The 26,708-nt window shown below is 68.6% G+C and carries 21 protein-coding genes and 1 pseudogene; 21 read left to right on the top strand and 1 reads right to left on the bottom strand.

Translation table 11 applies throughout. From position 1 onward, the window contains the following. Positions 1-363: 363 nt before the first annotated feature. The 21 genes and pseudogenes from HNO51_RS11060 to HNO51_RS10960 all read left to right on the top strand — a co-directional run bounded on the left by HNO51_RS11060 (position 364) and on the right by HNO51_RS10960 (position 26,076). Complete coding sequence (locus HNO51_RS11060) at positions 364-1,500, top strand: polysaccharide export protein (protein WP_197447420.1); 1,137 nt, start codon at positions 364-366, stop codon at positions 1,498-1,500. 10 nt (positions 1,501-1,510) lie between these two features. Then, on the top strand, positions 1,511-1,969 hold the full coding sequence (locus tag HNO51_RS11055) for a low molecular weight protein-tyrosine-phosphatase (protein WP_197447419.1): 459 nt from the start codon (positions 1,511-1,513) through the stop codon (positions 1,967-1,969). A 36-nt stretch (positions 1,970-2,005) separates the two neighbouring features. Continuing rightward, the gene (locus HNO51_RS11050; RefSeq protein ID WP_197447418.1) at positions 2,006-4,204 is read left to right on the top strand and encodes a polysaccharide biosynthesis tyrosine autokinase; all 2,199 of its coding nucleotides are present in this window, start codon (positions 2,006-2,008) and stop codon (positions 4,202-4,204) included. A 112-nt stretch (positions 4,205-4,316) separates the two neighbouring features. Continuing rightward, positions 4,317-5,633 (top strand): nucleotide sugar dehydrogenase, encoded by a 1,317-nt coding sequence (locus HNO51_RS11045; RefSeq protein ID WP_197447417.1) that lies wholly within the window; start codon positions 4,317-4,319, stop codon positions 5,631-5,633. Between the two features lie 29 nt (positions 5,634-5,662). Then, positions 5,663-6,613: a Gfo/Idh/MocA family protein gene (locus tag HNO51_RS11040; RefSeq protein ID WP_197447416.1), complete on the top strand. Its 951-nt coding sequence runs from the start codon at positions 5,663-5,665 to the stop codon at positions 6,611-6,613. 8 nt (positions 6,614-6,621) lie between these two features. Continuing rightward, positions 6,622-7,215: pseudogene (locus tag HNO51_RS11035) on the top strand (acyltransferase); the annotation flags it as partial. A 51-nt stretch (positions 7,216-7,266) separates the two neighbouring features. Beyond that, positions 7,267-8,352 carry a DegT/DnrJ/EryC1/StrS family aminotransferase gene (locus tag HNO51_RS11030; protein ID WP_197451006.1) on the top strand — a complete coding sequence of 362 codons (1,086 nt, stop codon included), beginning with the start codon at positions 7,267-7,269 and terminating at the stop codon, positions 8,350-8,352. Positions 8,353-8,380: 28 nt separating this feature from the next. Continuing rightward, complete coding sequence (locus HNO51_RS11025; RefSeq protein WP_197447415.1) at positions 8,381-9,826, top strand: lipopolysaccharide biosynthesis protein; 1,446 nt, start codon at positions 8,381-8,383, stop codon at positions 9,824-9,826. Then, positions 9,823-11,448, top strand: a complete 1,626-nt coding sequence (locus HNO51_RS11020; protein ID WP_197447414.1) for an asparagine synthase-related protein — start codon at positions 9,823-9,825, stop codon at positions 11,446-11,448. Before HNO51_RS11025 ends, HNO51_RS11020 begins: the two co-directional genes overlap by 4 nt. Positions 11,449-11,450: 2 nt before the next feature. Next, positions 11,451-12,101, top strand: coding sequence for a GNAT family N-acetyltransferase (locus tag HNO51_RS11015; RefSeq protein WP_197447413.1), 651 nt, complete (start codon positions 11,451-11,453; stop codon positions 12,099-12,101). Continuing rightward, positions 12,098-13,024: a GNAT family N-acetyltransferase gene (locus tag HNO51_RS11010; protein WP_197447412.1), complete on the top strand. Its 927-nt coding sequence runs from the start codon at positions 12,098-12,100 to the stop codon at positions 13,022-13,024. The genes HNO51_RS11015 and HNO51_RS11010 overlap by 4 nt, the downstream gene beginning before the upstream one ends. Before the next feature lie 5 nt (positions 13,025-13,029). Next, positions 13,030-14,478 (top strand): polysaccharide deacetylase family protein, encoded by a 1,449-nt coding sequence (locus tag HNO51_RS11005; protein WP_234283487.1) that lies wholly within the window; start codon positions 13,030-13,032, stop codon positions 14,476-14,478. Positions 14,479-14,494: 16 nt separating this feature from the next. Then, positions 14,495-15,844: a hypothetical protein gene (locus HNO51_RS11000; RefSeq protein ID WP_197447410.1), complete on the top strand. Its 1,350-nt coding sequence runs from the start codon at positions 14,495-14,497 to the stop codon at positions 15,842-15,844. Beyond that, a complete protein-coding gene (locus HNO51_RS10995) occupies positions 15,804-16,922 on the top strand; it encodes a glycosyltransferase family 4 protein (protein WP_197447409.1) in 1,119 nt (372 codons plus the stop codon). Before HNO51_RS11000 ends, HNO51_RS10995 begins: the two co-directional genes overlap by 41 nt. A gap of 11 nt (positions 16,923-16,933) precedes the next feature. After that, positions 16,934-18,184: a glycosyltransferase family 4 protein gene (locus tag HNO51_RS10990; protein WP_209537436.1), complete on the top strand. Its 1,251-nt coding sequence runs from the start codon at positions 16,934-16,936 to the stop codon at positions 18,182-18,184. Beyond that, positions 18,181-18,780, top strand: coding sequence for a sugar transferase (locus tag HNO51_RS10985; protein WP_197447407.1), 600 nt, complete (start codon positions 18,181-18,183; stop codon positions 18,778-18,780). The genes HNO51_RS10990 and HNO51_RS10985 overlap by 4 nt, the downstream gene beginning before the upstream one ends. Then, the gene (locus tag HNO51_RS10980) at positions 18,773-19,483 is read left to right on the top strand and encodes an acetyltransferase (RefSeq protein ID WP_197447406.1); all 711 of its coding nucleotides are present in this window, start codon (positions 18,773-18,775) and stop codon (positions 19,481-19,483) included. The genes HNO51_RS10985 and HNO51_RS10980 overlap by 8 nt, the downstream gene beginning before the upstream one ends. After that, on the top strand, positions 19,483-20,664 hold the full coding sequence (locus tag HNO51_RS10975; protein WP_209539214.1) for a DegT/DnrJ/EryC1/StrS family aminotransferase: 1,182 nt from the start codon (positions 19,483-19,485) through the stop codon (positions 20,662-20,664). Before HNO51_RS10980 ends, HNO51_RS10975 begins: the two co-directional genes overlap by 1 nt. 50 nt (positions 20,665-20,714) lie before the next feature. Further along, complete coding sequence (locus HNO51_RS10970; protein ID WP_197447404.1) at positions 20,715-22,682, top strand: polysaccharide biosynthesis protein; 1,968 nt, start codon at positions 20,715-20,717, stop codon at positions 22,680-22,682. 139 nt (positions 22,683-22,821) lie between these two features. Continuing rightward, positions 22,822-24,672, top strand: coding sequence for a glutamine--fructose-6-phosphate transaminase (isomerizing) (gene glmS, locus HNO51_RS10965; protein ID WP_197447403.1), 1,851 nt, complete (start codon positions 22,822-22,824; stop codon positions 24,670-24,672). A 129-nt stretch (positions 24,673-24,801) separates the two neighbouring features. Next, positions 24,802-26,076, top strand: a complete 1,275-nt coding sequence (locus HNO51_RS10960) for an O-antigen ligase family protein (protein WP_197447402.1) — start codon at positions 24,802-24,804, stop codon at positions 26,074-26,076. A gap of 6 nt (positions 26,077-26,082) precedes the next feature. On the opposite strand, the gene HNO51_RS10955 is transcribed toward HNO51_RS10960, so the two are convergent. Next, positions 26,083-26,706, bottom strand: a complete 624-nt coding sequence (locus tag HNO51_RS10955; RefSeq protein ID WP_209537435.1) for an alpha-ketoglutarate-dependent dioxygenase AlkB family protein — start codon at positions 26,704-26,706, stop codon at positions 26,083-26,085. Positions 26,707-26,708: the final 2 nt, after the last annotated feature.

The following is a 26,708-nucleotide window of genomic DNA, read 5'->3' as shown; positions in this document are numbered from 1 at the left end:
CGCCCTGAAAACAGGGTGATGCGCGTGGCTTCGGGGATTGTCGTCTTAACCTCGCGGCGGTAGCGTGTCTTGCGGCGGGAGGGTTTCTTTACTTGTCTCGATGTCGGATAAAGTATTCTTAGGTTTATGTTTGGAATATTGGTGTCGACGTCGGGAGACAGTTTGAATTAGTTGGTGTCGCCGGATGACTACAATCGCGTTTAATTATTGTGTCAGGTTGAGAAATTTGGGTGCGGTTGAGGTTATTTGTTGGTTTCCTCCCGTGTCACTTGGTGGCGACATTAACGAATAATAAAAGCGACAAGGAATGACTGCTTAAGGCGACAGGGTCCAGGTTAATAATGGCACGCGAGTGAAAATTCGATGAATCACGACTTCCAGCGGCTCCGGGTGGGGCGCTTGTTTCTTTGTTTCGGGCTGTTTGCCTTGGGTGGATGTGCCTTTGCCCCGGGAGGGCATATCGATTACCAGGCGGACTCCGCCCCGATCGACGATCTGGTCGATATCGAGCCCATCACCTTCGGCCTGGTGCGCAGCCAGCGCCAGGAGCTCCTCGGGGCCGAGGATATGGAGAAGGCCGGCGACGCCCTGCGTGAGGAGGTCACCGACTATGACTACTACATCGGCAAGGGCGACGTGCTCACCGTCATCGTCTACGGCCATCCGGAACTGACGATTCCCGCCGGCGGGGAGCGTAGCGCGGCGGAGTCGGGCAATACCGTGCACAGCGACGGCACCATCTTCTATCCCTTCATCGGCCGCATTCCGGTGGAGGGACGGACGGTGCGCGAGGTGCGCGAAGTCATCGCCAGCGGGTTGGAGCCCTACGTGGCCATGCCCCAGGTCGAAGTCCAGGTCGCCCAGTACAACTCCCAGAAGGTCAACGTCACCGGCGCCGTGCAGGAGCCCGGCCCGCTGCCGATCCGCAACGTGCCGATGAGCGTGCTCGACGCCATCAACCTGTCCGGCGGGCTGGCGGAGCACGCCAACTGGCACGACGTGCTGCTGACGCGGGACGGCGAGGAAACCCGTGTGTCGCTGCACGACATGCTCAACAACGGCCGTCTCGACCAGAACATGCTGCTGCGCGATGGCGATGTGCTGCACGTGCCCGACAACAGCAACCAGAAGGTGTACGTGATGGGCGAGGTGCGCGAGCCGACCAGCCTGCCGATGGGGGCGAGCCGGCTGACGCTGACCGATGCGCTCTCCGAGGCTGGCGGCATCAACGAGGGCAATGCCAACGCCTCGGGCATCTTCGTCATCCGCCGGGCGGCGTCGGACAGCGACAAGCTCGCCACGGTCTACCAGCTCGACGCCAGCAACGCGACGGCACTGATGCTGGGTGCCGAATTCACCCTGCAGCCGACCGATGTGGTGTACGTGACGACCACGCCGCTGGGGCGCTGGAACCGTGTGGTGCGCCAGCTGCTGCCCACCGTCAGCAGTCTCTACCAGACCACGCGCACCGGGCGTGAGCTGGATCGTGTCCGCGAATAGAGGGAAGGGAATGTTTCAGGAAGTACTCGTGGTGTGCATCGGCAACGTCTGTCGCAGCCCGGTCGGAGAGGCGCTGCTCAGGCGGGCTCTGCCCGGCCACCGTATCGCATCGGCCGGCCTGGGGGCGCTGGTCGGACACGCCGCCGACCCTACCGCCGCGCGCCTGGCGGAGGCTGATGGGCTCGATCTCTCCGCCCATCGGGCGCGCCAGATCGACGCCGGGATGGTGCGCGAGGCCGACCTGGTGCTGGTCATGAGCGAGGGCCAGCGGCTGGCGATTGCCGAGCAGTTCCCTTTCGCCACCGGCAAGACCATGCGCTTCGGGCGCTGGCTGCCGGGTGAGGCGGGCAGCGGGGTGGACATCCCCGACCCCTACCGCAGGAACGAAGAGGTCTTTGTACGCGTGCATCGTCAGCTTACCGAAGCCGCGCGCCTCTGGCAGGCGCGCCTCGGCGGCTCGCGAGGCTGACGCGAACGACTCCCTTTTCACGCCAGGACTCTACCAATGGTGAAAGAGATCAAGACGGGCTCGCGCCCAGCCCATGACGATATCGATCTGGGCAGGCTGTTCGGCGTCCTGCTGGACAACAAGTGGCTGATCATGCTGGTGACGGCGGTCTTTGCCGTGGCGGCGGTGATCCACGTGCAGCTGGCGACGCCTATCTACCGCGCCGATGCCCTGGTGCAGGTGGAGGGCAAGACCGGGCTGAGCAATCCGCTCGCCGAGGTGCGCTCGATCCTCGAGGAGGAGACCAAGGCCGAAGCCGAGCTCGAGATCCTGCGCTCGCGCATGGTGCTCGGCCAGGCCGTCGACCAGGAGCGCCTCGACATCGAGGTGATCCCGACCCGGCTGGCCTTCGTGGGGGATTATCTGGTCAGGAGCGGCATGCAGCGGCCCGGCTTTGCCGAGCGCAGCGTGTGGGCCGGCGAACACCTCAACGTGGGGGAGCTGCGCGTCGACCCGGAGTGGCTGGGCCGCGCGCTGCGCCTGGTGGCCGGCGAGCCCGGCAGCTACCGGCTCTATCACGGTGAGACGCTGCTCGGCGAGGGGCGGGTCGGTACCACCGAGAGCTTCGACGAGGGCCGCATCGAACTGCGCGTGGCCGAACTGGAGGCCGGCGAGGGGGCGGAATTCACCGTGGTGCGGCGTACCCGCCTGGCCGCGATAAACAACCTGCGCTCACGCTTCAGCGTCGGTCAGCGCGGTCGTGACAGCGGTGTGTTCAACATGACCCTGCTCGACGAGAACCCGCGCCGCGCCGAGCGTACCCTGAGCGTCATTGCCCAGATCTACCTGACCCAGAACGTCGAGCGCCAGAGCGCCGAGGCGCAGCAGAGCCTCGAATTCCTGGAGGAGCAGGTTCCCCAGGTGCGCAACGACCTGGCCGCCGCCGAGGATGCCCTCAACGCCTTCCGCATGGAACACGAGAGCCTCGATCTCAACCTCGAGACGCGCTCGGTGCTGGACCGGGTCGTCGAACTCGACACCCAGTTGGGCGAGCTGGAGATGGAGCAGGCCGAACTGAGCCAGCGCTACAACGCCTCGCACCCGCTTTATGCCGCCCTGATGGAGAAACGCCACAATCTCGAGCGCGACCGCGAGCGGCTCAACGAGCGCATTCACGGGCTGCCCGAGACCCAGCAGCAGATCCTGCGCATGACGCGCGACGTCGAGGTGACCCAGCAGGTCTACGTGCAGCTGCTCAACAAGATCCAGGAGATGAGCATCACCAAGGCCAGTACCGTGGGCAACGTGCGCATTCTCGACGATGCCGTTGCCCAGCCGGGGCCGGTGGAGCCGCGCAAGCCGGTGACCGTGGCCATGCTGACCCTGATCGGCGCCTTCCTGGCGGTGGCCTTCGTCATCGTGCGCAGCATCCTGCACCGGGGCGTGGAGAGTGCGGAGCAGATCGAGGACCTGGGGCTGCCGGTGTATGCCACCGTGCCGCTCTCCGACGATCAGCAGAAGCTGGTACGTCGGGTCAAGCGCCACAACCGGCGCCGTGGCCGCGCCGTGACCAACGGGGTGCTGGCCCAGAATGCGCCGGACGACACCGCCATCGAGGCCCTGCGCGGCCTGCGCACTTCGCTGCACTTCGCCATGCTGGAGGCCAACGACAACCGGCTGATGATCACCGGGCCGAGCCCCAATATCGGCAAGAGCTTCATCTGTATCAACCTGGGGGCGGTGATCGCCCAGAGCGGCCAGCGCGTGCTGATCGTGGATGCCGACATGCGCAAGGGGCACGTTCACACCGCCTTCAACGCCGATAGCAAGGGCGGGCTCTCCGAGGTGCTCGCCGACAAGGCCGCGCTCGACGAGGTGATCCGCCAGTCGCCGATCAACGGCCTGAGTTACGTCGCCCGCGGCAAGGCGCCGCCCAATCCCGCCGAACTGCTGATGAGCGAGCGCTTCACGCGGCTGCTCGAGGCGGTGAGCGAGCGCTTCGACCTGGTGATCGTCGACACCCCGCCGATCCTGGCCGTGACCGACGCCGCGGTGATCGGCCACCACTGCGGCACCACGCTGCTGGTGGCCCGCTTCGGGCTCAACCCGCCGCGCGAGGTCGACGTGGCCATTCGCCGCCTCGAAACCAGCGGTGTCACCGTCAAGGGCGGCATCCTCAACGCCATCGAGCGCAAGGCCGCCACCAGCTATGGCTACGGCTACTACCACTATGCCTACAAGACCACCCAGACCTGAGCGCCGCAGGCGCCAACGGACGTCGTCCGAGCCTGCCCGTGCAGGCCGTTCCCTGGCGTGAGGCCGGCTGGCCGAGCGCCGATCACTACCACTCGAAAACCATGGAAGCGTCATGACCACTATCAAAGATCGTCTGATTGGCCGGCTCGAGCGCAAGGAAGCCGTGATCGGGATCGTCGGGCTTGGCTATGTGGGGCTGCCCCTGATGCTGCGCTACAGCGAGATCGGCTACCGCGTGCTCGGTATCGACATCGATGCCGGCAAGGTGGAAAAGCTCAATGCCGGGCGCAGCTACATCGAGCACATCGACTCGGAGCGGGTCGCCCGGGCCAGGGACGCCGGCTTCGAAGCGACCACCGACTTCTCCCGCGTGGCGGAGGCCGATGCGCTGATCCTGTGCGTGCCGACGCCGCTCAACAAGTATCGCGAACCGGACATCAGCTTCGTCATCGGTACCGTCGATGCGCTCAAGGGGCACCTGCGCGAAGGCCAGGTGATCTCGCTCGAGAGCACCACCTACCCGGGCACCACCGAGGAGGAGCTGCTGCCGCGCATCGAGGAGAGCGGCCTCGCGGTCGGCGAGTCGCTGTTCCTGGTCTACTCGCCGGAGCGCGAGGACCCGGGCAACCCCGACTTCGAGACGCGTACCATTCCCAAGGTGGTCGGCGGGCACACGCCGGCGTGCCGCGAAGCCGGCGTGGCGCTCTACCGCCCGGCCATCGACCAGGTGGTACCGCTCAGTTCGACCCGTGCCGCCGAGATGACCAAGCTGCTCGAGAACATCCACCGTGCGGTGAACATCGGCCTGGTCAACGAGATGAAGATCGTCGCCGACCGCATGGGCATCGACATCTTCGAGGTGGTCGACGCCGCGGCCACCAAGCCGTTCGGCTTCACCCCCTACTACCCGGGGCCGGGGCTGGGCGGCCACTGCATTCCGATCGACCCCTTCTACCTGACCTGGAAGGCCCGCGAGTACGGCCTGCATACCCGCTTCATCGAACTCTCCGGCGAGATCAACCAGGCCATGCCGGACTACGTGGTGGGCAAGCTGATCGAGGGGCTCAACCAGCATGGCCGGGCGTTGAAGGGCAGCCGCGTGCTGGTGCTCGGCATCGCCTACAAGAAGAACGTCGACGACATGCGCGAGTCGCCGTCGGTCCACATCATGGAGCGCATCCGCGACCGCGGGGCCGAAGTGGCCTACAGCGACCCCCACGTGCCGGTCTTCCCGCCGATGCGTGAGCACCATTTCGAACTCGAGAGCGTGCCGCTCACGCCGACCACGCTGGCCGAGTACGATGCCGTGGTGCTCGCGACCGATCACGACCGCTTCGATTACGACATGATCCGCGCCCACGCCCAACTGATCGTCGATACCCGCGGCATCTACCGCGGCGAGAGCGAAGATCGCGTGATAAAGGCCTGAACCCCATGCCCAATGCACAGGTACCCGCCATGAAATACTTCGCCCTGATCGGCGCCGCCGGCTACATCGCTCCCCGCCACATGAAGGCCATCAAGGAGACCGGCAATCACCTGGCCATGGCCTACGACATCAACGACTCGGTGGGCATCATCGATTCGATCTCGCCGGAAAGCGAGTTCTTCACCGAGTTCGAGCGCTTCATCGAGAGCGCCTGGCAGCGCAAGCGCGACCCCTACACGGCGCTCGACTACGTCTCGGTATGCTCGCCCAACCACTTGCACCATGCCCATATCGCCGCCGGCCTGCGGCTGGGCTGCCATGTGATCTGCGAGAAGCCGCTGGTGCCGACGCCGGCGCTGCTCGACGAGCTCGCCAAGGTCGAGCAGGAGACCGGCCGCCGGGTGTTCAACATCCTGCAGCTGCGCCACCACCCGGCCATCGTCGAACTCAAGGAGCGGGTGGCCGGCACGCCGCGGGACGACAAGTACGACGTCGAGCTGACCTACATCACCTCGCGCGGCAAGTGGTACCACGAGAGCTGGAAGGGCGACCCGCGCAAGTCGTTCGGGGTGGCGACCAATATCGGCGTGCACTTCTTCGACATGCTGCACTTCGTGTTCGGCGATCTGCAGCGCAACGTCGTCCACTACCTCGACGAGCATCGCGCCGCCGGCTTCCTCGAGTACCAGAAGGCGCGGGTGCGCTGGTTCCTGTCGATCGACAGCAACGACCTGCCGAGCAGCGTGCAGGGGCAGCAGACCACCTACCGCTCGATCCTGTGCGAGGGCCGCGAGATCGAGTTCTCGGGCGGTTTCACCGACCTGCACACGGTCTCCTACCAGGAAATTCTGGCCGGGCGCGGCTTCGGTCTCGAAGATGCCCGCCACTGCATCGAGACGGTCGACACGATTCGCAACGCCGCCCTGGAAATTCCCGCCCGCAACGAGGCGCATCCCTGCCTCAAGCGGCACCTGATGTGAGGTTCGCCATGGACAGCCAACCGCACGACAGCCGTTACCCCGGTGTCCGGATCCACCCCAGCGCCATCGTCGACGACGGGGCCGAGATCGGCGAAGCGTCCCGCGTCTGGCACTTCGTTCACGTCTGCGGCGGTGCCCGCATCGGCCGTGGCGTGTCGCTGGGACAGAACGTCTTCGTCGGCAACCGGGTGGTCATCGGTGACCGCTGCAAGGTGCAGAACAACGTCTCGGTCTACGACAACGTCACCCTCGAGGCGGGCGTCTTCTGCGGCCCCAGCATGGTCTTCACCAACGTCTACAACCCACGCTCGCTGGTCGAGCGCAAGGACGAGTACCGCGACACCCTGGTGCGCGAGGGGGCGACGCTGGGTGCCAACTGCACCATCGTCTGCGGCGTGACCGTGGGACGCCACGCCTTCATCGGCGCCGGTGCGCTGGTCAACCGCGACGTGCCCGACTTCGCCCTGATGCTCGGCGTGCCCGCCCGCCAGCAGGGCTGGATGAGTCGCCACGGCGAGCGTCTCGAGCTGCCGCTGGAAGGCGAGGGCGAAGTGACCTGCCCGCACACCGGCGAGCGCTATCGGCTCGAAGGGAAGAGGCTCCGCTGCATCCCGGCGCAGGAAGCGCCGTCCGCCGCCAAGGACACCCGTCGCATGGACTTCATCGATCTCAAGGCCCAGCAGGTGCGCATCCGCGAACGCATCAACGCCGGCATCCGCAACGTGCTCGATCACGGCAAGTACATCCTCGGCCCCGAGGTGGACGAGCTCGAGGCGCGCCTGGCCGACTACGTCGGCGTGCGCCACTGCATCTCCTGCGCCAACGGCACCGACGCGCTGCAGATCGCCCAGATGGCGCTGGGCATCGCCCCCGGCGACGAGGTGATCACGCCGGGCTTCACCTACATCGCCACCGCCGAGACCGTCGCGCTGCTGGGCGCGCGCCCGGTCTACGTCGACGTCGACCCGCGCACCTACCTGCTCGACCCGGAAAAGCTGGAAGCCGCCATCTCCCCGCGCACCCGCGCGATCATCCCGGTATCGCTCTATGGCCAGTGCGCCGACATGGACGCCATCAACGAGATCGCCGCGCGCCACGGCATCCCGGTGATCGAGGACGCCGCCCAGAGCTTCGGCGCCACCTACCGCGGCCGGCGCTCGTGCAGCCTGTCGCAGATCGCCACCACCTCGTTCTTTCCCAGCAAGCCGCTGGGCTGCTACGGCGACGGCGGGGCGCTGTTCACCGACGACGACGAGCTGGCCAAGGTGCTGCGCCAGATCGCCCGCCACGGCCAGGGGCGGCGCTACTACCACGTCCGCATCGGCGTCAACAGCCGCCTGGACACCCTGCAGGCTGCGATCCTGCTGCCCAAGCTCGACATCCTCGACGAGGAGTTGAGGCTGCGCGAGCAGGTCGCCGAGCGCTATGGCCGCCTGCTGCGTGCGCACGGCTTCGCCTCGCCCCACGTGGAGCTCCACAACACCAGCGCCTACGCCCAGTACACGGTGGAGGTCGACGACCGCGAGGTGGTGATCGCGCGGCTGGCCGAGGCCGGCATACCCACCGCCGTGCACTATCCGATCCCGCTCAACCAGCAGCCGGCGGTGGCCGACCCGGCCGTCGACCTGCCGGTCGGCAACGCGGCCTCGCGCCGGGTGGTCAGCCTGCCGATGCACCCGTACCTCACGGCCGAGGATCAGGAGCATATCGTCACGGCGCTCAGGGAGGCGGTGGCCTGAGCCGCCCGCCAGGGAGGGGAGACATCACGTGCTGAATCGGCTCGTCATACCGGCAAGACGCCTGCTGCCGACCCACGCCTTCGCCCGCGGGGTCAGCGTGCTGGTGGGGGGCACGGCGGGGGCGCAGCTGCTGACCATCGCCGCGGCGCCGCTGTTGACCCGGCTGTATGCGCCGGAGGACTTCGGCCTGCTGGCGGTCTACGGCGGCCTGCTGGCGCTGTTCACCGTAGTGGCCAGCGGCCGCTACCAGCTGGCCATCCCGCTGCCGGAAACGGAGCGCGAGGCGGCCGAGGTGCTGGCACTGAGCCTGACGGTCGTGGCCGTGACCACCCTGGTCGCGCTGCTGCTGGTGCTGCTCGGGGGGCGGGCGCTGGCCACGGCGCTGGGCGTGCCCTCGCTGAGCGCCTGGCTGTGGCTGCTGCCGCTGGGCGTGGCCGCAGCCGGGGGCTACCAGGCGGTCAGTCACTGGGCGGTGCGCACGCGTGCGTTCGCCGCGCTGGCCTCGACGCGGATCAAGCAGTCGCTGGCGCTGCTGGCGATCCAGCTCGTGGCGAGCCCGCTGGGCGGCGGTGGCCTGCTGCTCGGCCATGCCGCGGGGCAGGGCGCCGGTACCCTGGCGCTGGCGCGCCCGGCGCTGCGCGCCGTCGGCGAGCAGCAGGTCACGGCGGCAGGGATGTGGGCGGCGGCGTGCCGCTACCGCAAATTCCCGCTGCTCTCCTCCTGGTCGGGGCTGTTCAACACCCTCGGCAAGCAGCTTCCGCCGCTGCTCTTCGCCGCGCTGTTCAGCCCCGTGGCGGCCGGGCTCTATGCGCTGGCGCACCGCGTGCTGGCGATGCCCATGACGCTGATCGGCGAAGCCGTGGGCAAGGTGTTCTTCGCCAGCGCCGCCGAGGCCCATCGGCAGGGCGAACTGGGCCCGCTGGTGGCCAAGGTGCACGCCACGCTGGCGCAGCTCGCCATGCCGCCGGTGCTCGTGCTGATGGCGATCGGCCCGGAGCTGTTCGCCCTGGTCTTCGGCGAGCGCTGGCGCGAGGCCGGCGAATTCGCACGCTGGATGGCGCCCTGGCTCTACCTGGTGTTCATCACCTCGCCGCTGAGCCATCTGTTCTCGGTGCTGGAGCGCCAGGGGCAGGGGTTGATCTTCCAGGCGCTGTTGCTCGGCGTGCGCGTGGCGGCCATCGCCATTGGCGCCGCCCGCGATGACCTGCTGCTGACGGTGGCGCTGTTCTCGCTGGGCAGCGCCGCCTGCTGGATCGGCTTTCTGGTCTGGATCGCCCGGCTGACCGACAACCCGCCGCGGGTGCTGGCGACGGCCACTCTCACGGCGCTGGGGTGGGGGCTGGTGCTGCTGGCGCCGCTGCTCGCCGCCGGCTGGCTGGCCCCCGCGTGGCTGCCGTGGAGCGTGGCGCTGCTGCTTTGCGCCGCGCTGGTGGGATTGCGCTATTTCCTCCTGTTCCGAAGGGCCTATCAATGAGTTCGATACATTGTCACTTCGCTTCCTCGCGCTGGCAGCCAGGCAGGCTGCCGGACGGGCGTGGCCATGTCTGCGGCCGCGTCTGGCTCGACGGGCGGGAGCTGTCGCCCGATGCCGCCCTGGAGCGGCTGGAGCCGACCGGGGACGTCGAGGCCTGGCGCAGGCGCCTGGGCGAGCTCAACGGCTTTCACGCGCTGGTGCGAGACGCGCAGGACGGCCTGGTGGCCGTGGTGGATCGGGTGCGCTCGATTCCGCTGTTCTACGGCATCCGCGGCGACGCCTGCTATCTCAGCGACGATGCCGACTGGGTGCGCCAGCAGGTCGGCGAGGATCGGGTCGACGACGAGGCCAGGGCCGACTTCGAGCTGGCCGGCTACGTCACCGGCCGCGACACGCTGTTTCGCCGTGTCAAGCAGCTGCGCGCCGGAGAGGCGCTAGTCGTGAACACGACTGAGCCGGGCCTGAGCCTCTCCCTGGAACGCTACTATCGCTTTCGCCATTGCGCCGAGTCGGGGCATGACGAGAGTTCGTGCCTGGCGCGGCTCGAGGAGGTACTCGAGGCGGCGTGCGACCGGCTGATCGCGACGGCCGACGGGCGCCAGATCGTGGTGCCGCTCAGCGGCGGCTATGACTCGCGCCTGATCGCCACGCTGCTGGCGCGCCGCCAGTATCCGCGCATGCTGGCCTACGCCTACGGCTACCGCGACAACCAGGAGGCCAGGGTGAGCCGCGAGGTGGCCGGCGCCCTGGGGTTGCCGTGGACCTTCGTCGAGTACAGCCAGCAGGCATGGGGTCGCGTCGCCGAGAGCGAGGCGTACTGGCGCTACCAGCGTTGGGCCTCGGGCTGGAACGCCATCGCCAACATGCAGGACTGGCTGGCGGTCAAGTCGCTGACGGAACGGGGCGAGGTCGAGCCGGGGTCGCTGTTCGTGCCTGGTCACTGCTGCGTGACCGGTTTCGTACCGTCGAGCGCGTTCGAGGCCAGGCGAGAAGACCGCCAAATGCCGGCGGACGCGCTGGGCGAGGCCCTGCGTCAGCGGCATTTCACGCTCAACGCCAGCGAGGAGGGCGAGGCGCTGTTCCACGATCGTGTGCTGCCGCGCCTAGCCCTCGACTATCCGCTGGACGAGGCGCTGGAGCCCGACGAGTTCATTCGCCAGTTCGTGCAGTTCGGCTGGCAGGAGCGCCAGGCCAAGTTCATCGTCAACTCGGTGCGCAGCTTCGAGTTCTTCGGCCACGACTGGTGGATGCCGCTCTACGACCGCGACTTCATGGCGCTGTGGCAGACGGTGCCGTACCACTGGCTGGAGTGCCGTGCCGGCTATGTCAGCTTCGTCGAGGCCCTGTTTGCCGAGGTCAGCGGCCACCAGGCGCCGCTGGGCAACGCCGCGCATCGATCCCGCCAGAGCCTGCGCGCCCGCCTGAGCCGTCTGGCGGCCTTTCGCCGCGGCCCCGGTGCGCGGGTCAAGCGCTTGGCCAAGCGGCTGCTGCCGGGCCTGGCCCGGGGCAACACCCTGGCATCCACCGGGCGCTTCCCGCCCGAGACCCTCGAGCGCCTGCGCTCGCAGGGCTACTCGCACAACGGCGTGGCGGCGCAACTGTTCCTCGAGAGGTTTTGCTGATCATGAATGCCAACGCAGCGAGTCGACACCTGCGGGTCGCCTTCGAAGCGGCCGCGCTGATCGCACGTAACCTGCGCCGTACCAGGGGGTTCGCCACCGTGCCGCTGCGCCATCACGACGGCTACCGGCTGTGCGCCATGCGACGCCCGCACCTGCCCGGCGCCCTGGCGCTGTATGCCGAGCTGCACGACGGCCAGCCGCTCGACCTGCCCCGGCGCTGGCTGTACCGCCTGGCGGGCAACCGCCTCGGCGTGGTCGCCCTGGACATCAACGGTCGCGTGGTGGGGGCGGCCTTCTACGGCTTCAGTCGCCGCGACCTTCGCGAGGATCGGGTGCATTCGAGCTTCAGCGGCGTTCACCCCGCCCACCGTGGGCGCGGGCTCGCCACCGAGCTGCGCCGCACGGCCATCCTGCATTTCCGTGCCAACGGGGTGCGTGGCTACTCCTCGCGCATCTCGGCGGACAACGTCGCCTCGCTCAAGCCCAGCCTGCGTCTCGGTTTTCACATCGCCGAGCGTTACCAGGACCCGGTCAGCGGCGAGCAGCGCTACTACCTGGTCTGCGATTTCGACGACGACTACCGCGATGACACGACGCAGGGTCGCGAACCGCAGCCTCCGACCCCGGAGACGGAAAGGAAAGCCGTACCATGAACAACGACCCGCTGTTCCATCCCGGATGGATCCGCTTCAACGAGCAGCGCTGGGGACTGACGGCCGAGCCGCTGTCCTTCACGCCCGACAAGGGCGACGGTTGGCGGCTCGATACCGTGCTCTACCGCAACCACCAGGGGCGCCTGGTGACGCCGCCGCGCAATCCCCACCTGCCCATCGCGTTCCAGTGTGCCAGCGAGCGGCCCGCCTCGCGCAATCGGCGCAAGCGCCTGGCCCTGACCCGGCTGGCCGAGTACCTGCAGCAGTGCGAGTTCGGCGGCAGCCTCAGCCTCTCCTCGGTGGCGGACGACGTGCGCCCGTTCGAGTGGGCCAACATGGCGGCACGGCCGCGCTTCACCTACCACCTGGACATCGCCACGCGCGAAGACGCCATCGACCCGAGCGCGCGCAAGAAGGCGCGCAAGTGCCGCCGGCTTGGCTACCGCTGCGAGGTCACCGAGGAGTACGCCGCGGTGGCCGACTGCCTGGCGGGCCCGGAGGCGCGCAAGGGCTTCGACTATCGCCTCGATGCCGCGGAGCTCTCGCGGCTGGCCGAGCTGATGGGCCCGGAGCACTTCGTCTGCTTCCTGGCGCGCAACGCCGAGGGCGAAGCCATGGGCACCCGGGTGTGCCTCTTCGTGCCGGGCGGCCATGCGCTGGCCTGGTCGGCGGGCATGAAGACCGAGGCCATGAAGGACGGCGTCAACAACCTGGTCGCCGAGGAGGCGCTCGATTTCTTCGAGCGCCAGGGATGCACGGTCTTCGACTTCATCGGTGCCAACATCGCGCCGGTGGCGGAGATGAAAGAGGCATGGGGCGGGCGACTGGTGTGCCACTACACGATCAGCCAGCGCGGCATCCGCCAGCTGGCCCGTGAGGCATACGTCACGGCCCGTACACTGATGAAGAGGGAATCCAAGTGAATGACATGACTGCACTTTACGATCGGAATTCCCCGGCGCGGCCGAACGCCTCGCTGAAACCGTCCTGCGTGACGGGTAACCTGTCCGTGGTCTCGTCGGGCGTCACCTCGGGCGAGCCGGTACTGGCCTGGCTGGAGCAGATCCTGCTGGAACGCTTCGGGGTGCCGCTGCACCTGGAGCGCGACGGCCCGGAGCGGCTCTATCTGCGCCACGCCGACGCGCCGGGACAGCTGCTGTTCGACCGCCTGCAGCCGGGCTTCTACCTGGCCGGCGGGGACCTGCCGCACTGCCAGTGGGATGCCGCGGCCGAAGGCTTCAGTGCGCCGCTCGACTCGCCGCTGCCGGCCCCGGGCGCCGCCAGCCTGCCGCGGCCGCTGGTCGAGCCGATGTCGGGCGGGCTGGCGATTCACTACGACATTCTCGGCCTGACCTACTGGATGCTGTCGCGGCAGGAGGAGGTCGACGCCCAGGTGCTCGACCGGCACTGTCGCTTCCCCGCCAGTGCCTCCCATGCCGGCCGTCACGGTTACCTGGACCGGCCCGTGGTCGACGAATGGCTGGCGGTGCTGGGCCAGATGATCCAGCGCCAGTGGCCATGGCTGCAGCTGCGCCGGCATGCGTTCACCCAGCGCCCGTCCCACGACGTCGATCGCCCCAGCCGCTATGGCTTTGCCCGCGACGTCAAGCTGGCCCGGGCCATGCTGGGCGATGCGCTGCTGCATCGCCGCCCTCAGGCGCTGGTGGTGGGGCCGTGGGTCCGCCTGAGCACCCGCCGCCGGCTGCATCCGCTGGATCCGCTCAACACCTTCGACTGGCTGATGGACGTCTCCGAGTCCCACGGCCTGAGCAGCGCTTTCTACTTTATCTGCGGCCGCACCGACCCGCGCAAGGATGCCGACTACGAACCGGAGCACCCGGCGATGCGCGAGTTGATGCGGCGCCTTCACGAGCGCGGCCACGAGATCGGCCTGCACCCCAGCTACCACACCTTCCGCAACCCCAAGGAGCTGGCCAACGAGGCCATGCGCCTGCGCCGGGTCTGTGCCGAGGAGGGCATCGAGCAGGCGCAGTGGGGCGGGCGCATGCACTACCTGCGCTGGCAGATGCCGCTGACGCTGCAGGGCTACACCCAGGCCGGGCTGGATTACGACACAACCCTGGGCTACGCCGAAGCGCCCGGATTCCGCTGCGGCACCTGCTTCGAGTATCCGGCGTTCGACCCGGTCAAGGGGGAGCCGCTGGCGCTGCGCATCCGGCCGCTGATCGCCATGGAGGCGTCGGTGATCTCGCCGCTCTACCTCGGGCTCGGCACCGGGGAGGAGGCCTTCGCATGCTTCAGCAGGCTCAAGGCGCGCTGTCGCGCCATGGGCGGGGTTTTCACCCTGCTGTGGCACAACTCGGAACTGACCACGTCTGCCCAGCGCGAGCTCTACGAGCGCGTGCTGGCCGATTGAGCGCAGGGGTATCGGCATGGTCCTGTCCGGTGATGCGCTGACGACGCGCGCCTCGGCCATCGGCTTCTTCGTGCTTTTCCCGGGCTTCATTCTCTATCACACGCTGGTGGCGATGGGGGTGATCCCGGCGGTGCTGGGCGGCCTGTTCGGGGTGGTGTCGGTGTTGATGTTCATCGTCTACTGCGCGCTGCTGCCGTCCCAGCTCTACCTGCTGCTGACCGCATCCCGCGGCTACGCGCTGGTCACGCTGTGCTTCTTCGTCTACGTGCTGCTGTGGTCGGCGGTCAACTACGGCCTGATCGGGGGCAGCGTGATGCAGGCGGCGCTGATCCAGACCGTCGAGACGCTGGTGCTGTGGCTGGTGCTGTTCGTGCTGGGCTACCGCATCCCGCTCGACTCGCCGCGACTGGCGCGGGCCTTCTGGATCGCCTTCGTGCTCATTGCCGGCTATCTGGCGTTCCACGTGGCCACCACCGGCCAGTGGATGTTTTTCGCCCGCCGCATGCTAGAGGTCGAGGCCGAGGCGGGGGACAGCGTCTCCACCTACCAGGGCTATGCCCGCAGCGCTCTGGTGCTGCTGCTGTTTCTGATCGCCGTCAGCGAGCGCGCGGTGGTACGCGCCGTGCTGATCGTGCTCGGCGCCTTCGTCATGTTCGTGCTGGGCGCGCGCTCGGAGCTGTATGCCTTCCTCGCGCTCTCGGGGCTGCTGCTGCTGCTGTGGGCAGGCATGAGCGTCAAGTACATGCTGACGCTGCTGGCGGTCGTCGGGGTGCTCATGGCGCTGGTGGTGAGCCAGTTCGAGGCGCTGGCCGGCAGCCGCCAGCTGCAGATCTTCGACCTGTCGGGGACCAGTTCCTGGCTGGCGCGCCAGAACCTCGGGCAGCGTGCCGTGGCGCAGATCCTCGAGAGCCCGCTGCTGGGCCGCTTCGGCGGGCATATCGCCTCGGCGCAAGTGACCGGCGGCTATGCCCACAGCATGCTCTCCGCCTGGGTCAACTACGGGCTGCTGGGCTTTGCCCTCTACCTCGGCCTGACGCTGTTTGCCTTCGTCGGCGCCGCCTACCGCCTGATCCTGCTCGGCGATCGCGGCGGCAGATGGGTCTTCGCCTTCTCCGTCAACTTCGTTTGCCTGCTGCTGATGGTGCTGGCCAAGCCGGTGTTCTGGCCACTGCCGGCGCTCGGCTGGGGCGCCTTCGCCAACGCCCTCGTCGCCTCCCGCCGGGAGCGCGACGCGGATGACATGGGGTACGCCGGCACGCTCGGCCGCCACGATGACGAACCGGGGCAGCACGACGCTGCAAGGGATTTACAAGGACGCAACGATAATGAAAGTGGTACACCTGACCTCCGCCCATCCGCGCTATGACACGCGGATCTTCCACAAGCAGTGCCGGTCGCTGGCCGCCGGCGGCTACCCGGTGACGCTGGTCGTCGCCGACGGCGAGGGCGACGAGGAGCGCGACGGGGTCGTCATCGTCGACGTCGGGCAACTGCCCGGGCGCCTCAACCGTATCTTGAAGACGACGCAGCGTGTCTTTGATCAGGCCAGGCGGCTGGATGCCGATCTCTACCATCTGCACGACCCTGAGTTGATGCCGGTGGGGCAGCGGCTCAAGCGGCTGGGCAAGCGCGTGGTCTACGATGCCCACGAGGATCTGCCGCGCCAGATGCTGGCCAAGCACTATCTCGGCAAGTTCACGCGGCACGTGCTGTCGCGCGGGGTCGAAGCCTATCAGCGGCGGGCCTGCCGTCGCTTCGATGCCATCGTGGCGGCGACCCCCTACATCCGCGATCGTTTCGGCGAGTTCCACCCCCGGGTGGTGGACGTCAACAACTTCCCCATGCTCGGCGAGCTCGACGGGGCGCTCGATGCGCGCCTGGCCGCGAGTCCGGGCGAATCCCAGTCGGTGTGCTACGTCGGCGGCATCGCCGAGGTGCGCGGCATTCGCGAGATCATCCGCGCGATGGAGGGGGTCGGCCACGATTGCCGGCTGCAGCTCGCCGGCGACTTCAAGACGCTGGCCCTGGAGCAGGAGGTGATGACCTACGCCGGCTGGGCGCGGGTCGAGGCGCACGGCTACCTCGATCGCGCCGGGGTCCGCCGAGTCATGGCCGGTTCGGTCGCCGGCCTGGTCACGCTTCACCCCATCATCAACTACCTCGATGCCTTGCCGGTGAAGATGTTCGAGTACATGAGCGCCGGGCTACCGGTGATCGCCTCCGATTTCCCGCTGTGGCGGGAGATCGTCGAGGGCAGCGACTGCGGGCTGTGCGTCGACCCCCTCGACCCGGAGGCCATCGCCGAGGCGATCGAGTACATCGTGAGCCACCCCGAGCGCGCCCGCGAGATGGGCCAGAACGGCCAGCGGGCCGTGGTCGAGCGCTACAACTGGCAGCAGGAGGAACGCAAGCTGCTGGACACCTATCGCGCCCTTGCCCGCTGACCGAGGCTCCCATGAGACACGTCTGGATCCTGAATCACTATGCCAAGCACCCCGACGCGGCCGGCGGGGCCCGTCACTTCCAGCTCGCCCGGCACCTGCCGGCACACGGCTGGCACGCCACCTTGATTGCCTCCAGCGTCGACCACCCCAGCGGCGAGCAGCGCCTGGAGAAGGGCGAGCCCTGGCGGCTGGAGACCATCGACGGCGTGAATTTCCTGTGGCTGCGCACCTCGAGCTACCGCGGTAACGGGGGCGGGCGCATGAAGAACATGCTGGAGTACGCCTGGCAGGCGATGCGGCCGACGCGCCTGGCCGAGCTCGAGCGTCCCGACCTGATCGTCGGTTCGAGCGTGCATCCGTTCGCGGCCCTTGCCGGCTGGTGGCTGGCGCGACGCCACCGCGTGCCGTTCGTGTTCGAGGTGCGCGACCTGTGGCCGCAGACCCTGATCGACATGGGCCGGCTGCGGGAGGGCGCGGCATTGACCCGGGCGATGCGCCGGCTCGAGACCTTCCTCTACCGCCGGGCGCGTCGTGTGCTCACCCTGCTGCCGCGGGCGGTGGACTACATCGCCCCGCTGGGCGTGCCGGAGGAGCGCGTGGTGTGGCTCTCCAACGGGGTCGACCTGGCCGCGTTCCCCGAACCCGATGCGCCCGCGCCGCGGCCGCCCGAGATGCCGCTGTCGCTGATGTACTTCGGCAGCCACGGCGAGGCCAACGGGCTCGCGGACCTGCTGGAGGCCATGGCGATCGTCAAGGTCGACAGCCGCGCCGGCGAGGTACCGGTGCAACTGCGCCTGATCGGCGACGGGCCGGGCAAGCGCGAGCTGATGCGCCAGGCCAGCGGCCTCGGGCTCGACGGGCGCTGGGTACGCTTCGAGCCGCCGGTACCCAAGCGCGAGATCCCGGCGCTGGCCAGCGAGGCCGACGCCTTCGTCATCACGGTGCGCGACCTGCCGCGGCTATATCGCTTCGGCATCAGCATGAACAAGCTGTTCGACTACATGGCCGCGGCGCGTCCCGTGATCATCGCCTCGGCGGCGGTCAACGATCCGGTGGCCGAGGCGGGGGCCGGCATCACCGTCCCGCCCGAGGATCCGCTGGCCCTGGCCGAGGCGATCAAGCGGCTGGCGGCGCTGCCGCCCGATGAGCGCGCCCGCATGGGGCGGGCGGGTCGGGCCCATGTGGAAGCCGTCTACGACTACCGGATCCTGGCCGAGCGCCTGGCCGGGATCATGAACGACGTAATGGATGAGAGGCAATGAAGCGACTGTTCGATATCGTGCTCTCCCTGGTGGCGCTGATGCTGCTCTCGCCTGTGCTGCTCGTGGTGGCCGTGCTGGTGAGGCTGAGGCTCGGCTCGCCGGTGCTGTTCCGCCAGACAAGGCCGGGGCGGCGCGGGCGTCCGTTCGAGATGATCAAGTTTCGCACCATGCGCGATGCCGTCGACCGCGACGGCAATCCGCTGCCCGATGCGGCGCGCCTGACCCCTCTGGGCCAGCGGCTGCGCGCGGCCAGCCTCGACGAGCTGCCGGAGCTGTGGAACGTGCTCAAGGGCGACATGAGCCTGGTCGGTCCGCGTCCACTGCTGATGGAGTACCTGCCGCTCTACACGCCGCGCCAGGCGCGGCGCCACGAGGTGCGCCCGGGCGTGACCGGCTGGGCCCAGGTCAACGGCCGCAACGCGCTCTCCTGGGAGCAGAAGTTCGAGCTTGACGTGTGGTACGTCGACCACCGCTCGCTGTGGCTCGACCTGCGCATCCTGCTGCTGACGGTGAAGAAAGTGCTGGTTCGCGAAGGCATCGCCCATGACGGCGATGTCGCCATGCCGAGGTTCCGTGGAGGCCATCCTCATGAGTAATCGTCATCGTCTCGCCATTCTCGGCGCCAGCGGCCACGGCAAGGTGGTGGCGGATATCGCCCTCCACGCCGGCTGGCGGGATCTGGTCTTCTACGACGATGCCTGGCCGGAGAGGACGCGTCACGAGCACTGGGAGATAAAAGGCACGCTGCCGATGCTGCTCAACGACCTGCCCAACTTCGAGGGGGTGGTGGTGGCGATCGGCCATAACGCCATCCGCGAGGCCAAGCTCGATGCCCTGCTGACGCAGGGTGCCAGGATCGTCTCGCTGGTGCATCCGCGAGCCACGGTCAGTCCGATGGCCCGTCTCGGCCCGGGATGCGTGGTCATGGCGGGGGCGATCATCAATGCCTTTGCCGAGCTCGGCATGGGCACCATCGTCAATTCCGCCGCCACCGTGGATCATGACTGCCGCCTGGGCGCCTGTGTGCACGTCGCGCCGGGCGCCAACGTGGCCGGCGACGTGGAGATCGGTCGCACCAGCTGGATCGGCGCCGGCGCCGTGGTGCGTCAGGGCGTGGCGATCGGCGAGGCCGTGATGGTCGGCGCCGGGGCGGCCGTGGTCTCCGACATCGATGGCAACCAGGTGGTGGCCGGCGTGCCGGCACGCCCGCTGGCGTCGGCTCAGGACGACGACGACACGCCTCCCAGTGGGTCGAACGTGCTGCGCTTCGACCTGATTTCACCGCAAGGAAGATCATGATGCTCAACGGACCTTTTTCTCCCTGGCCCGCCTTCACGCCTGAGGAAGCCGATGCGGTGGCGCGCGTGCTGCTCTCCAACCGGGTCAACTACTGGACCGGCGATGAGTGTCGCGAATTCGAGCGCGAATTCGCCCGCTTTGCCGGCAGCGAGTACGCCATCGCCGTGGCCAACGGCAGCGTCGCCCTCGACCTCGCCCTGCGTGGGCTCGGCATCGGCGCGGACCCCGCCGAGGAGGTGATCGTCACCTCGCGCACCTTCCTGGCCTCGGCGTCGAGCATCGTCACCTCCGGGGCCACGCCGGTCTTCGCCGACGTCGACCGCGACTCGCAGAACGTCACCGCCGAGAGCGTGGCCGAGAAGATCACGCCGCGCACCCGGGCGATCGTCGCCGTGCACCTGGCCGGCTGGCCTTGCGAGATGGATGCGCTCATGGCGCTGGCCGAGCGCCACGGGCTCCATGTGATCGAGGATTGCGCCCAGGCCCACGGGGCGCGCTACCGCAGTCGCAGCGTGGGCAGCATCGGCCACGTCGGCTGCTGGTCGTTCTGCCAGGACAAGATCATGACCACCGGCGGCGAGGGCGGCATGGTCACCACCAGCGACGCCCAGCTGTGGCGTCGCATGTGGGCCTTCAAGGACCACGGCAAGAGTTGGGAGGCGGTGTACGAGCGCGAGCACCCGCCCGGCTTCCGCTGGCTGCACGAGAGCTTCGGCACCAACTGGCGGCTTACCGAGATGCAGGCCGCCATCGGGCGTATCCAGCTCGGGCGCATGCCGCAATGGCATGCGGCGCGCCGGGCGAATGCGCAGCGTATCTGGCGGGCGGCAGCCGGCTGCCCCGGCCTGCGCGTGCCTGAGGTGCCGCCGCACTGCGACCATGCCGCCTACAAGTGCTACGTCTTCGTCGAGCCAGAACGCCTGGCAGCGGGCTGGGATCGCGACCGCATCATGGCCGAGATCAATGCCGCCGGGGTGCCGTGTTTCTCGGGCTCCTGCTCGGAGGTGTACCGCGAGAAGGCCTTCGACGGCACCGGCTGGCGCCCCGCAGCGCCACTTCCCGTTGCCCGCGAGCTGGGCGACACCAGCCTGATGTTCCTCTGTCATCCGACGCTGACCGAGGGTGAGATCGCGCGGACCTGCGCGGTGCTCGAAGAGGTCATGGCGCGGGCCTGTGCCTGACGCCCGGAATCAGGCGGGTGCGTCGGCGCCCGCGGTCATGGAGAGACGACATGCGAGACCTGCTCCAATCCCTGTTCCGCCTGCCCAGACGGCAGAAACGCACCATCCAGCTGGTGGTGGACTGCGTGCTGATCGCCACCAGCTTCCTGCTGGCCATGCTGCTGCGCCTGGAGAGCTGGGCGCCCCTGGCCGAGGCGCAGACCTGGATGGCCTTGCTGGTGATGATCCCGCTGAGCCTGGTGATCTACGTGCGGCTCGGGTTCTATCGCGCGGTGATCCGCTACCTGGGGCCCAAGGCGATACGTGCCGTGGTCATCGGGGTGGTGGTGTCGGCGCTGTCGCTGCCGCTGGCCAGCTATCTCTTCGCGCTGGGGATCCCGCGCAGCGTGCCCTTCATCTACGCCATGCTGGCGCTGCTCACCATCGGTGGGGTGCGTTTCGGGCTGCGCGCGATCTACCTGCGCAGCCAGATTCGCCATAAGCCGCGGGTGGTGATCTATGGCGCCGGCGCGGCCGGGCGCCAGCTGGCGGTGTCGCTCAGCCATGGCGAGGAGTATTTGCCGATCGCCTTCGTCGACGATGCGGTGAGCCTGCAGAACACCTACATCGAGGGGCTCAAGGTCTATCCGCCGCGCCAGCTCGGCTACCTGGCCGACACCTATGGCGCCTCGCGGGTGCTGCTGGCCATGCCCAGCGTGAGCCGGGCACGGCGGCGCGAGATCCTCGCCGAGCTGGAGCCGCAGGGCTTCCCGGTGCAGACGATTCCCGGCGTGGTCGACGTGGTGACCGGGCGCGCCAGGATCAGCGAGGTGCGCGACGTGGCGGTGGAGGATCTGCTCGGTCGCGACCCGGTGCCGCCCAATCCCACCCTGATGGAGGCCAACATTCGCGACAAGGTGGTACTGGTCACCGGCGCAGGGGGCTCCATCGGTTCCGAGCTCTGTCGCCAGCTGCTGCGTCACGGACCCAGGCGGCTGCTGCTGCTCGAGATCTCCGAGTTCGGGCTCTACCGCATCGAGCAGGAGCTGCGCCGCATCGCCAGGGACGAGGGGCTCGAGGTCGGCATCGAGGCGCTGCTCGGTTCGGTGCAGCATCGCAAGCGGCTGACCACGGTGATGAAGGCCTTCGAGGTGCAGACCGTCTATCACGCGGCGGCCTACAAGCATGTGCCGATGGTCGAGCACAACGTGGTAGAGGGCGTGCAGAACAACGTCTTCGGGACTCTCTCGGCCGCCCGTGCGGCGATGGACGCCGGGGTCGAGACCTTCGTGCTGGTGTCCACCGACAAGGCGGTGCGGCCGACCAACGTCATGGGCACCACCAAGCGACTGGCCGAACTCATCTGCCAGGCCTTCGCCAAGCACCAGGAGGCGACACGATTCTGCATGGTGCGCTTCGGCAACGTGCTGGGTTCCAGCGGTTCGGTGGTGCCGCTGTTCCGCGAGCAGATCCAGGCGGGCGGGCCGATCACGGTGACCCACCCGGACATCACCCGCTTCTTCATGACCATCCCCGAGGCCGCCCAGTTGGTGATCCAGGCGGGTGCCATGGCCCGCGGCGGCGACGTCTTCGTGCTCGACATGGGCGAGCCGGTGCGCATCGCCGACCTGGCGCGGCAGATGGTACGCCTGTCGGGGTTGAAGGTGCGCGACGAGCACAGTCCGGATGGCGACATCGCCATCGCCTACAGCGGCCTGCGTCCGGGCGAGAAGCTCTATGAGGAACTGTTGGTGGGCGACGACGTCGCGGCGACCTCGCACCCGCGCATCATGACCGCCCAGGAGGTGTTCTGGGAGTGGCCGCGGCTCGAGGCGTTCCTCGACCGGCTGTTCGAGGCGTGCCGTCTCTTCCAGCACGACGGGATTCGCCGCCTGCTGCTGGAGGCGCCGACGGCGTACCGGCCGGAGGGCGAGATCGTCGACCTGGTGTGGCTCGAGAAGCGCCATCGCGAGGCCCCGCCGATGGCCTCCAACGTCGCCATCATGCCGCTGCGCCCGGTGCTGGAACGGCACAAGTAGGCGGCATCGGTCGAACGCCTTGGCGGCCCGGGACGGCCGCCAGCCGGTGTCATCGCAGCCGGCGCATCGCACGCGATTTGATTGCCCTAGCCAGTGCATCACGGCTCGAGGTCGTGGCACCGTTCATGGAGAAGAGAGCATGTGTGGCATCGTAGCTGCAGTGGGGGCGGACAACGTCCTGCCCATCCTGATGGAAGGTCTCAAGCGCCTCGAATACCGGGGCTATGATTCAGCCGGTGTCGCCCTGGTGGAAGCCCCCGGCAAGCTGGGCCGCGCCCGGGAAGTGGGCAAGGTGGCGGCGCTGGAGCGGCTACTGTCGGCGTCGCCGCTGACGGGCATGACGGGGGTGGCCCACACCCGCTGGGCGACCCACGGCGAGCCCAGCCAGGACAACGCCCACCCCCACGTCTCGGGGCGCGTCGCCGTCGTCCACAACGGCATCATCGAGAATCACCATGCGCTCAAGGCCGAGCTCGTCGCCGATGGCTACGTCTTCGTCTCCCAGACCGACACCGAGGTCGTGGCGCACCTGGTCGAGCGCGAGCTGAAAGCCCGGGGAGACCTGCTGCTGGCGGTCGAGGCGGCGGTTGCACGGCTCGAAGGCGCCTATGCCCTGGGGGTGATCGATGCCGACCGGCCCGATCGCGTCGTCGGCGCGCGCCACGGCAGCCCGCTCGTGGTGGGGATCGGCGAGCCGGGCTGCTACCTGGGATCCGACCCGCTGGCGCTGCTCACGGTGACCGATCGCTTCGTCTACCTGGAGGACGGCGATCTGGTGGAGGCCACGCGCGACGGCTGCGTCGTGCATGGTCTCGACGCCGAGGGGCGGCGTGCCCCGGTAGTGCGCGAGGTGCTGCGCTACGAGCACGACGACCCGGCGGTCGGCAAGGGCGAGTTCGAGCATTACATGCTCAAGGAGATCCACGAGCAGCCGGTGGCCGTGGCCAACGCCCTGGAAGGGCGGCTGGGGGGCGATCAGGTGCTGATCGAGGCCTTCGGCCCCCAGGCGCGCGAGCTGCTGGGCAAGACTCGCCAGATTCATCTCGTCGCTTGCGGGACCAGCTACCATGCGGGCATGGTGGCGCGCTACTGGATCGAAGCGCTGGCCGGGGTGCCGTGCCAGGTGGAGATCGCCTCCGAGTACCGCTATCGCGACGTAGTGGCCCCTCCGGGGACGCTGCTGCTGACCCTGTCGCAGTCGGGCGAGACGGCCGACACCCTGGCCGCCCTGCGCCATGCTCGCAAGCGCCAGGGCGAGAACTACGTCGGGGCGCTGGCGATCTGCAACGTGCCGGGCAGCTCGCTGGTGCGCGAGTCCGACCTCAGCCTGATGACACATGCCGGCCCCGAGATCGGCGTGGCCTCGACCAAGGCGTTCACCACCCAACTGACCTCGCTGATGCTGGTGGCGCTGGCGCTGCGCCAGCTGCATGGCGGCGACCCCGACCTGACGGCCAGGCTGGTGCACCGCCTGCGCTACCTGCCGACCCTGCTGGGCGACACGCTCAAGCTCGACGGCGAGATCGCCGCCCTGGCCCAGCGCTTCGTCGACTACCGCCATACCCTGTTCCTGGGGCGCGGTGCGCAGATGCCGATCGCCCTGGAGGGGGCGCTCAAGCTCAAGGAGATCTCCTACATCCACGCCGAGGCCTATCCCGCCGGGGAACTCAAGCACGGGCCCCTGGCGCTGATCGACGGCAGTATGCCGGTGGTGGCGCTGGCGCCGCTGGACGAGCTGATCGACAAGCTCAAGTCCAACCTGCAGGAGGTGCGGGCGCGCGGCGGCCAACTGCTGGTCTTCGCCGATCCCGAGAGCGGCCTGGAGCAGGAAGCGGGCATGACGGTGATCAAGGTACCCGGCTGCTGCCGCTTCCTGGCCCCCATCGTCTACACCCTACCGCTGCAGCTGTTGGCCTATCACGTCGCGGTGGCGCGCGATACCGATGTCGACCAGCCGCGCAACCTGGCCAAGTCCGTCACCGTGGAGTGAAGGAATCGGTCGGGTGGACATCGCTTCCACTATCCTGAGAGGGTAATCTTTCGACACGGCGCCCGGAAGCCAGGAGGGCAGTTCCCCGGGCGCCGTTGACGGCAGCGTATCAACGGATGAGCCATTGCCATGATCGAAGACAATTCCTATCGACCGCTCCCCGGATCCATGTCGCGCAGCTGGAGAGCCGTGTGCCAGGCGTGGCTGTCGGCCCTGGCCATGCTCACCCTGGGGGCGTCGATGCTGGCGCTGCCGTGGGAGGGTCTCATCGTCGTGCCGCTGCTGCTGCTGGCAGCGGCCTGGCTTGGCGAGGAAGGGCAGGTCGATGCGTTTCCGCGGCGCGAGGATCTGCTGCTCGTGGCCGCCATGGGGCTGCAGGGCCTGGCCTGGGTCGGCATGCTCCTGCTGCACGGCGAAGGCGCCTCCGGTCTGGTCAATGCCTGGCCATTCGCGCTGGCCATGGTCGCGCTGGTGGCGTTCGCCAGGGTCAGGGTCCGTGCCACCTGGCTCTGGGCCGGCCTGGCGCTGGGCAGCCTGGCGGCGAGCGCCTGGGCCTTGTGGCAGCGCGTCGTCGAGGGGACGACGCGTGCCAACGGTCATGAGCCGTTGCACGCCATCCTGTTCGGTAACCTCGGCCTGCTGATGGGGCTGCTGTGCCTCGCGGGCCTGAGCTGGTCGTTTGCCCGGCGGGAGCGCTGGCCCTGGTCGCTGCTGCTGATCGTCGGTGGCCTGGCGGGCCTGCTCACCTCGGCGCTGTCCGGGTCGCGCGGGGGCTGGATCGGCCTGCCCCTGGCGATCTGGGTGCTCTATCGCGGGCATGGCCGCCGCCTCTCGCTGGGCTGGCGGGTGACCCTGGTGGCGGCCCTGATGGCGCTGCTGGGCAGCCTGTATGCGATGCCGCAGACCGGCGTGGCCACGCGCGTCGACAATGCCGTCAACAGCCTGCGCCAGTACGTGGCGGGGGACGACGAGATGACCTCGGTCAGCGCCAGGCTGGAGATGTGGCGGGGTTCTTCGCAGCTGATACTGGAGCGCCCGCTGCTCGGGTGGGGCGGCAGCGGCTACCAGGCCGCCATGCGCGAGCGCGGCGCCGAGGGCGAGCAGGACCCTGCGCTGGGGCGCTTCTGGCACGCCCACAACGATATCCTCGACGCCTGGGTCAAGCGCGGGGTGCCGGGGCTGCTGGCGCTGCTGGCGCTCTACTTCACGCCGCTGTGGCTGTTCGCCCGCGGGGTCGGCGCCGGCTCGGGCGAGCAGCGGGCGCTGGCGGTGGCGGGCACGCTGGTGCCGGTCGCCTTCATCGACTTCGGCTTGACCTACAGCTTTCTCACCTATCCCGTCGGCGGGCTGGTCTACGCGCTGTTGATCACGATCCTGTGGGGGCTCTACCGCCAAGCCCATTGACCGGGCTCAGCGCCGGCGCCGGGGGCGTGTCAGCACGCGCCGGAAGGTGAGGCTGATGCGCAGCCCGGGGACGCGCCTGGGCAGCAGGGCGTGCTGCAGCTTCGCCTGGCAGCCGGGTCCCATCAGCAGCAGGCTGTCGTGGGGCAGCCAGACATTGAAGGGTGGGTCGCCGCCCTGTTTCCAGCGGAACCGCAGCGGCCGTTCGCTGCCCAGTGTGACGGCGGCGATGACGGGGTTGTCGCCGAGCTCCGGCTCGTCGTCGCTGTGCCAGCCCATGCGCTCGTCGCCATCGGCATAGCGGTTGAGCAGCACGCTGTTGAACGCGATGTCGAGACCCAGCTTCGCCAGCAGGTCGGCGATGCGCTCGCGTATCGCGACGACGTCGGGATGCCACGCCAGCGGCACGAAGTCACGCCCCGAGTAGCGATAGTGCGCCTCGGGGTCGCCCATCCATACCTGGCGGCGGGGAATCGGGTGCTCGCGCCCGTACAGGCGCAGGCGGGGCTGTTGCCAGTCCAGCTCCGCGTCCAGCCTGGCCAGGACCTCACTGGCCGCGGGCTCTCCCAGTACGCCCCGGTAGCGATACAGCGGCGGTGCTGGCAGGCACCGTTCCCAGGCCGGCGTCGCCATGG

This window comes from Billgrantia sulfidoxydans, assembly GCF_017868775.1.
GTDB lineage: Bacteria > Pseudomonadota > Gammaproteobacteria > Pseudomonadales > Halomonadaceae > Halomonas > Halomonas sulfidoxydans.
The sequence above is the reverse complement of the archived record's forward strand: the minus strand, read 5'-3'. Positions and strand labels throughout refer to the sequence as shown.